Annotated in this window: 7 protein-coding genes; all 7 read left to right on the forward strand. The window is 55.2% G+C overall.

Annotation, left to right across the window (positions count from 1 at the left end):
- The coding region (locus E1297_RS45385; RefSeq protein ID WP_196223564.1) for an alpha-hydroxy acid oxidase at nucleotides 1-621 on the forward strand (621 nt) is incomplete at its 5' end.
- 823 nt (nucleotides 622-1,444) lie between these two features.
- Nucleotides 1,445-2,683 (forward strand): hydroxymethylglutaryl-CoA reductase, encoded by a 1,239-nt coding sequence (locus E1297_RS45390; RefSeq protein ID WP_209016377.1) that lies wholly within the window; start codon nucleotides 1,445-1,447, stop codon nucleotides 2,681-2,683.
- The gene (locus tag E1297_RS45395; protein WP_155150222.1) at nucleotides 2,680-3,591 is read left to right on the forward strand and encodes a UbiA family prenyltransferase; all 912 of its coding nucleotides are present in this window, start codon (nucleotides 2,680-2,682) and stop codon (nucleotides 3,589-3,591) included. The genes E1297_RS45390 and E1297_RS45395 overlap by 4 nt, the downstream gene beginning before the upstream one ends.
- A complete protein-coding gene (locus tag E1297_RS50980; protein WP_196223565.1) occupies nucleotides 3,588-6,047 on the forward strand; it encodes a PEP/pyruvate-binding domain-containing protein in 2,460 nt (819 codons plus the stop codon). Before E1297_RS45395 ends, E1297_RS50980 begins: the two co-directional genes overlap by 4 nt.
- Entirely contained in the window at nucleotides 6,037-7,137 is a 1,101-nt protein-coding gene (locus E1297_RS45405; RefSeq protein ID WP_155150227.1) for a DUF3419 family protein, read from the forward strand. The genes E1297_RS50980 and E1297_RS45405 overlap by 11 nt, the downstream gene beginning before the upstream one ends.
- Complete coding sequence (locus tag E1297_RS45410) at nucleotides 7,134-8,465, forward strand: hypothetical protein (protein ID WP_155150228.1); 1,332 nt, start codon at nucleotides 7,134-7,136, stop codon at nucleotides 8,463-8,465. Before E1297_RS45405 ends, E1297_RS45410 begins: the two co-directional genes overlap by 4 nt.
- On the forward strand, nucleotides 8,462-8,658 hold a 197-nt coding region (locus E1297_RS49355), incomplete at its 3' end, for a hypothetical protein (RefSeq protein ID WP_196223566.1). The genes E1297_RS45410 and E1297_RS49355, both read left to right, overlap by 4 nt.

The raw sequence follows: 8,658 nt of genomic DNA on the forward strand, positions 1-8,658 counted from the left end.
CGCCACGGCTTCACAATGCCCTTCCGTATTGGCCCCAGACAGTTATTCGATTTTGCCATGCATCCCGGTTGGTCGTTTAAGACGCTTTTCGCAGGCAGGCCAGAAATGGCGAATTTCAAGATGGAGGGTTATGACTTCGACCGCACCGAGAGCCGAGCCCGGGCCACATGGGACACGCTGACCCGGCTGCGGGATCTCTGGCCTGGAAAACTGGTGGTGAAAGGGGTGCTGGACATCGAGGACGCCCGCGCGCTGCGGTCTGCAGGCGTTGATGCTATTCAAGTCTCAAGCCATGGCGCACGGCAGCTGGAGGCAAGCCCCGCGCCGATCGAGATGCTCTCAAATATTCGATCAGACCTTGGGCCAGATTTTTCCCTCTTCTACGACAGCGGGATATGGTCAGGAGAAGACGTTCTTAAGGCCCTGACACTTGGGGCCGACTTCGTCTTTGTTGGAAGGATACTGCAGTTTGCTATCGCAGCTGCCGGAGAGGCGGGTTTAGAACAAATGTGGGATGTTCTTAGCCAAGAGTTGAGTATTGCCATGGCCCAAACCGGACAGACTAAGCTAAATGGTGACCATTCTCTTTGGCAGCGCAAGCGCGACTTTGTGGGGCATTGAACCCCTATAGTGCGGCGTCGTTTGCTTCTTACAAACTGACAAGTCTAGTTTGATTTACGAGACATCCGAAATGTCTTGTATCTGGGTTTCTGAGGCTCACCCTTATGATTTGGAGTTGCAATTAGTTTAGTTGCGCACTGACGACACTCTCGTCCTGTCCGCCTTCTCATACTACATACGATCTTGCCTCCTGGATCATGGATCACCTCGATGAGGCTCAAAGCGCGTGCAAAAATTTTGAAATGTTCCTGCCATCGGCATTTGAACTCTAAATTCGAGGTTGAATGCGAAAGCGCCCGCAGAGTAGAGATCTTGATCTTATCCAGATACATCGCCTCTGCCTGAAATTGGGTGCAGCACTCACCAAAACCATTTTGAAATCAGTCTGACCGCTCTTGATAACGTTGACTGACTGCGGGAGGCCAGTGCGGCGTGGAATATTGGATCACTCTGATGTTACGGCAGATCTTTGCGTCGCAAAAGGCAAAACCAGTGCGTCCATGAATAATCGAATGACACAAAATCAATGGTTTACCGGTCGCCGAATGGCAAGACTATGTGTCGCCCCACAGTGCCTTGCGAGGCGTCACATAAACTTCCGGCTTGTCTTGCTTGAATCTCTCATTTGGTCCCCCCGTTTCCTGACTTAAGGGCCGAATGAACTCTAAAGAGGCAGGACCGCTCACAATCGCCAACTGGATGTATTTGCTGGATATTACTTTCTTTCTTGTTAGGGTGCAGCCATCGCAGAATTAAGTCTGCAGTCGTTTTACACAGCGTTTGTCGGAGCTGACTTTTGATTATTCCATTTCATGTGCGGGAAATGCTGCGGCGTATAAAAGCGCGATATGACGCTGAACGCACGCCACAGCAGATGGCGCCAAGCGACGAAGTTTTTTCGCCTTTGCGCCCGTCTCGCAAGGCTGACAGTAAGACGGTTGCGCGGTTCTGGGATCATCTAAAGCCCAGGTCAAGCGACGCAGATCAAGCATTGATCGCGGATTCTGCAACAGTCGAAGCTTCTGAAACCTACAGCGCCAATATTGAGAACTTCATTGGAACCGTGAAAGTGCCGATGGGCATTGTTGGACCATTGCGCTTGAATGGTATGAACGCCAACGGGGATTTTTATGTGCCTCTGGCGACGACTGAGGCCGCGCTTGTTGCCTCGTATGCGCGAGGGGCATTTGCTGCGGGGCGGTCTGGTGGGGTCAGCACGGCTGTCTTGTATGAAGGTGTATTGCGCACACCTGCCTTTGTGTTCGAAAGCCTTTTGCAGGCCGGTCAGTTCGTGGATTGGGTGGTCAGCAATATCGATGATCTCAAGGCGGCGGCTGAAGCCACAACCCGGCATGGCAAACTTGTCTCGCTGGAGCCTTTCATAGACACGAATATTGTCTTTCTGATTTGCCGCTACACCACGGGTGATGCGGCGGGTCAGAACATGGTTACCATCGCAACGGATGCGTTGTGCCGTGCCATTAACGGTAGTTGCCCGGTGCCAATTGAAAACTGGTATATTGAGGGGAATTTTTCGGGCGACAAGAAAGCCTCGGCGCTTGGATTGGTGACGGGTCGAGGCCGGAAGGTAAGCGCGTCGGTGACCCTGCCTGCGGATGTGGTGGAAAAGACGCTTGGTACCACCGTGGATGCCATGATGGCCTATGGCCGGGTCGCTAATCTCGGGTCACATCTATCGGGTCAGCTTGGGGCTCAGGCCCATTATGCCAATGGTCTGGCAGCCTTTTACATCGCGACCGGCCAGGACGCGGCCTGCGTCGCCGAAAGCGCGATGGGGGTGACGCGGATGGAGCCCCGAGGGGAAGACCTTTTTTGCTCGGTGACGCTCCCGAATATCCTAGTTGGTTCCGTGGGTGGCGGTACCGGCTTGCCCAGCCAGAGTGCCGCGCTGAACATTCTGGGACTGAAGGGCGCTGGCCACGGAACGGCGCTGGCCGAAGTGGCCGCTGCAATCTGCCTGTGTGGCGAGATATCGATTGTTGCCGCAATTGCTGCGGGGCATTTCACGCGGGCCCATGAAAGTCTGGCCCGCCAAAGATGACTCTGTTGGCTCGATTGTGGATCTATCAGTCCGAACGCTTTCCACTGAAAAAGACCGTTCCGCTTTTGTTGGTGTTTTCAGCAGCAAGTATTTGTGTCTCAGCCCGGCTTGCTGATCGCCCATTGCCCGAATGGCCCGCCTTTGCGGTCGGCTTCGTGCTTGCAATGGCGTTGTTTTTCCAGATGCGCGTTTGCGACGAATTCAAGGATGCCGAAGACGACCGCCGCTACCGTCCCGAGCGCCCTATTCCACGAGGGCTGGTGGCCCCGGCTGAGGTGTTGGTGCTTGGCTTGCTGACCCTACCGCTGGCTACCGCTGCTGCATGGTTGTGGTATCCTCCGGTTCTATGGTGCCTTCTTGTGGTTTGGGTATGGCTGGCGGCAATGACGGCCGAATTCGGGGTGCCAGCCTGGCTTAAGGCGCGACCGGTTCTGTATCTGATTAGTCATATGGCGATTATGCCGCTGATCGATTTGCTGCTGACCAGCATCGAATGGCTTCCGGCCGAAGGGGCTGCATCAAAACTGTGGTTGTTTCTAACGCTGTCTTTTGTGAATGGCTGCGTTCTCGAGATCGGACGCAAGCTATGGTCGCCCGAAAACGAAATTGACGGCGTAGACACCTATTCGGGTCTTTGGGGGTATCGGCGCGCCGCCATTGTTTGGCTGGGCTGTGTTGTGCTGTCCTTTGGGTTTCTGGTGGGCACAGGGTTTGCGACTGATGTTGGATGGATAACCGTCGTGGTCGGGGTCGCTGCTTTGGTGCCCTGTGGTCTTGCTGCACGCAGTTATATGACGGCACCAACGCCTAAGGCACAGGACAGGATGGACACAATCGCGGGACTGTGGGTGTTTTTTTGTTATGCCACAGCGGGCTTTTTGCCGTTTCTGATCGGAGGCTTCAGGTGACCTTTATCGTCTATCAATCCGATGCAACTGATCCGACGGTGGTCGGAGGAAAAGCCACTGCGCTATCAAACCTCGCCCGTCACGGGTTCAATCCACCTGCGTTTTTTGTCATAACCGATGCCGCTTTCCGCGAAGGTAAGACAGGGCCCGTTGCAGCTCGCGGGCTGAGTGATGCGATCAGCGCGGCATTGAATACGTTGGGTCCGGGACCTTATGCAGTGCGCAGCTCTGGTCGGGCTGAAGATGGTGCCGAACACAGCCATGCGGGGCAGTTCGATACAGTCTTGAACGTCACCGGCAGCAAGGTGTTGCCGGCGGCGAAACAGGTTTGGCAATCAGGTTTTGCGGAATCTATTGCTACCTATCGCTCGGTCAAATCCGGGGGCGAGGCAGAAGCCCCCGCCATCATTGTACAGCGCATGATTGATGCGACGACCGCCGGTGTCGCTTTCTCGGCCGATCCGGTGACCGGGCAACGAAACACGGTAGTTGTGTCCGCCGTCAAAGGTCTAGGCGATGCCTTGGTGGCAGGTGAGGTTGATGGTGAGGATTGGACTATTGATCAAGACAGGCAGCCTGAATGCGCCCAAGCCACGGCTCAAGTTTTGACACCGGACCAGGCGCTTCAGGTGGCAATGCTGGCGCGCAAAGCGGAAGAGGCTTTTGGTATCCCACAAGACATCGAATGGGCGTTCGATGCGGAGGGGCTGCACATTCTCCAGGCACGACCAATTACGACCGAGCTGAGACCAGCTGCGGTGCCGGATGATGCGCTTACCATTTTTGACAATTCGAATATCGTCGAAAGCTATCCGGGCATGGTCAGTCCACTGACCTATTCCTTTGCCGTGCATGTCTACTCTCGGGTCTATCGCGCCTTCGTGCGGCTTTTGGGTGTTTCGGATAGAACCGTCGCGCAGAACTCGGCCATCTTCGACAATTTCCTTGGGCGCATTGATGGGCGTGTTTATTACAATCTGGTCAACTGGTACCGAGCGCTGGCGCTGCTGCCGGGGTTCTCGCTGAACCGCGACTACATGGAAACGATGATGGGTGTGTCCGAGCCCATGCCGCGTGAAATCACGGACGGGATTGGTCCTGCTCCTGCCAAAGGCGCGCGCAAGATTTTGGAATACGCCAAACTGGCTGCGGTTGCGGGCAGCCTGATCTGGCAGGCCGTGCGATTGCCGCGTACCCGGCGCAACTTCTATGGCAGACTAAATGATATTCTGGATCGTGATCTCGACATAGAAGCTGCGAACGCGACCGAACTGGCTGCTGAGTATCGCCATATCGAAAGTACCCTGCTGGATCGCTGGGACGCACCGCTTGTAAATGACTTCCTGTGCATGATCGCTTTTGGCGCATCACGCAACCTGCTGAACAAGTGGTTGGGTGAAGACGGGCTGTTGCTGCATAACGATGTCATGATCGGACAAGGCGATATCATCTCAGCCGAACCGGCGCAGCGAATTGCCCACATGGCTCACTTGGTCCGCGAGGCCGGGATTACTGATCAGCTGAGCGCGGAATGCCGGATTGAGACCCTTGCCCCCTTTCCACAGATCGAGGCCGAGGTTCGCTCTTACTTGGACAAATTCGGGGATCGATGCACTGAGGAGTTGAAGCTCGAGAGCATACCGTTGCGCGATGATCCCACCAGTCTGTTGATGGCCATCGCAGCCAGTGCAGCCCGTCCCGAGGGAAAGCGACACACCAGCACTGAGCCGGACTGGAAAACCCTGTTTCCTGCCAATCCGCTGAAACGCTACCTGTCTAAATGGATCATAGGCTGGGCCAAGGCCCGTGTTCGTGACCGAGAGAACCTGCGCTTTGAACGTACCCGTATCTTCGGCCACGCCCGGCGTGTTTTTCTTGGCATCGGTCGAGAGTTTTCTGCAAGGGGGTTGCTTGCCGAGCCCCGCGACGTGTTTCATTTGACGACGCATGAAGTCTTGGGGGCTGTCGAAGGGTTCAGTCTTTCGCCTGATCTGAAAACCATAGTTGCGCAACGCCAACGCGAAGATGCTGCAGCGTCCCAGCATCCGGACCCGCCGGAACGTATCGAAATCCGAGGTCCCGCCATTTCTCCGATCTGGGCGGATACGGAAGAGGTCGACAGCGATCCGGAGCGTGTGAAAACTGGCACCGGCTGTTCAGCCGGGCAAGTAACTGCAAAAGCCCGTGTGATCCGTGACCCGCGAACTGAGGCGCTGCAACCCGGCGACATCCTTGTGGCGCGTCACACCGATCCGGGCTGGATCGCGGTGTTTTCGAACGCTTCGGCCATTGTTGTGGAACGGGGGTCGCTTTTGTCGCATTCCGCAATTGTGGCGCGCGAATTGGGCATCCCTTGTGTAGTTGGCCTGAAAGGGGCCACGCAATGGATCAAGGATGGTGAAACCCTGTCGGTCGACGGGGCAAGTGGCAAGGTGGAACGGTGCGATGGGGCATAGTGAAATCGAGAGTAAGGCAGATTTCGACCATATCCGATATGCCCAGTTGTGGGAGGATGCGGACGTTCTGACCGACGCGCTGGGCGATTGCGCGGGGGGTACGCTGGTGTCCATTTGTTCTGCAGGGGATAACGCGCTGGCTATGCTAACGCTGGACCCTGCGAAAGTTGTGGTTGTCGATCTTTCACCGGCGCAGATTGCCTGTCTAAAGTTAAGGATCGGTGCTTTCCGATCTTTGACACACCCCGAATTTCTGGAACTGACAGGATCGCGGCCCAGCAAGAGGCGAGCAGAGCTGCTGACGAGGGCTTTGGAGGCCACTGATCCTGAGACAAGCGCCTTCTGGGCCGGTCTTACCCCAGATGTGGAGCGTTATGGGATAGGCGGGGTCGGCAAGTTCGAGCGGTACTTTCGTATTTTCCGCACACGGCTTTTGCCGTTTGTACATTCCAGACGTACGATTGATGAAGTCTTTGCACCCCGATCGCCGGATGCGCGCGAGGTTTTCTTCGATACGCGCTTTAATACCTTCAGATGGCGGCTGTTACTGAATGTATTCTTTTCTCGCTTTGTGATGGGGCGCATGGGACGCGACAAGGCGTTCTTCGATCACGTTGAAGGCAGCCCTGCCCAGCATGTGGCGCGTCGCATTCGCCACGCAGGCGTTGAAACTGATCCGTCGCAAAATCCATATTTGCACTGGATCCTGAAAGGTACGCATGGCGACGCGCTGCCGATGGCCTGGCGGCCTGAGCATTATGATACCATCCGCGCTCGCCTCGATCGTCTCGATATCAGGCCCGGATCGTTAGAGGCCTTCGTTTCAACCGGTGAAAAAGCCAGCGGGTTCAATCTATCGGACATTTTCGAATATATGTCGCCTGATGTGTTTGCGCAGGTCTACGGATCAATCCTGTCAGCTGCCGCGCCAAAGGCTCGTCTTGTTTATTGGAACATGATGGCACCGCGCCGCTTGCCCCCTTCATTTAGAGGCGAAGTTGAAACACAACACGAGATTGAGGACCGGCTAAAAGCACGGGACATGGCCTTTTTCTATTCAGACTTTGTCGTTGAAGAGGTGCTTGCGTGAGTGTCATGGTCCAGATCCTGCTGGCCTTGGCTTCTGTTCTGGCCCTGTTGGGATTGATGGCAGTTGTCCGACGGTTGGCGCAAAAGCTCGGCTTGAACGCAGAAGTACAACGTAAACTAATGCATGTCGGAACCGGGCTGTTCACGTTGCTTCTGCCGTGCATTTTCCCGGATCGCTGGCCGGTCTACATGCTGATCGGGGTAACGATGATTGTAATGGCGATCTTACGTTTGCCCCGGTTCTCAAACGGTCTGGGTGCAGCTTTGCATAGCGTTGAACGCACCTCTTATGGTGATTTCCTGTTGGCGATTTCCGTTGGACTTTGTTTTTTGCTGGCCGGGGAAAACACTCTGTATTACGTGCTTCCGATCGCCGTTTTGACACTGGCGGATGCTGCGGCTGCGCTTGCCGGAACGACATATGGAACCAAGCGCTACGTGGTTGAAGATGGCGACAAGAGCCTAGAAGGGTCAGTAGTATTTTTTGTCGTAACGCTGTTGGTTTCTATCATCTGCTTCTTGTTTTTGTCGAAACTCCCGCCGTCCAACATCATGATGCTGTCCCTTATGGTTGCGGCCTTTGGCACATTGGTCGAGGCACAAAGCTGGCGGGGCTTTGACAATCTGTTCTTGCCGCTCGGCTTGTTGATTTTTCTGAAAGCCCATTACTTTAGCTCACTGGCAGAGCTGGCCGTGCTAACCATTTTGTTCTTTGCTGCTCTGGTCAGTTTCGGCGTGGTGGGAACAAAGCTGGGGTTCACCAAACATACGACCCGTGTCTATGTTGTTGCGGTTTTTCTGCTGCTGGCAGCCGCAAAATTGCAGAACACAGTACTGCCTATCATGGTTCTTGCCGCACACGGCTGGGCGCGCACTGCTTCTCCTTGTGACAGTAAGTATCCCGATCTGGATATCGTAGCCGCCTTGGGGCTTTTGGGGTTCGGTTGGCTTGCGGTGGGAAATGCAACGGGATGGGATGCGATATCCTTTTTTGGAGTCAGTGCGATGGGGTTGGCTATGGGGCTCACTGCTGTGGCGCTGCGCACTATTCCTATTGCGATACCGCTGGTTGCGGCGGTCCTGTTTCTAATTCGAATCTGGGCGGTTTCCTTGAATTCTGACCAATCGAACTGGGCTGAACCCCTGACCGCGCTCTCGCTTGTATCACTCGCAATTATGGCGATGGTGCCCCTGTTTTTTCCGCAATTACTCCAAAAGAACCGTGTTTCGAGGCTGACGCTTTTGGCGGTTCTACCCCCGCTTGCCTACTACATTTGGTTCATAGCGGGGTCTATTGGCGACGGATTTGTCACCGGAGTTGTATCATGACGAAAGAGAGCATTCAGACTGACGGTGCCAAACTGTCCGTTTATCTGCAGGGCCCCGATTGGGCTGGCGTCCCAGCTGCAACAATCGGCGACTTCTCGTGCGAAACCCCAGAGGCCGGCTTGGAAGCTCTGCATATGGCTATTGAACGTGTCCGGCATGCCGGGGTCGATCGGATCATTGGTCCGATGTCCGG

The organism is Roseibium sp. RKSG952 (assembly GCF_009711355.1).

What these genes read in the sequence shown, in the direction of transcription:
- E1297_RS45390 (WP_209016377.1), top strand. Translation starts at nt 1,445, where the DNA reads ATGCTGCGGCGTATAAAAGCGCGATATGACGCTGAACGCACGCCACAG.
- E1297_RS45395 (WP_155150222.1), top strand. Translation starts at nt 2,680, where the DNA reads ATGACTCTGTTGGCTCGATTGTGGATCTATCAGTCCGAACGCTTTCCA.
- E1297_RS45405 (WP_155150227.1), top strand. Translation starts at nt 6,037, where the DNA reads ATGGGGCATAGTGAAATCGAGAGTAAGGCAGATTTCGACCATATCCGA.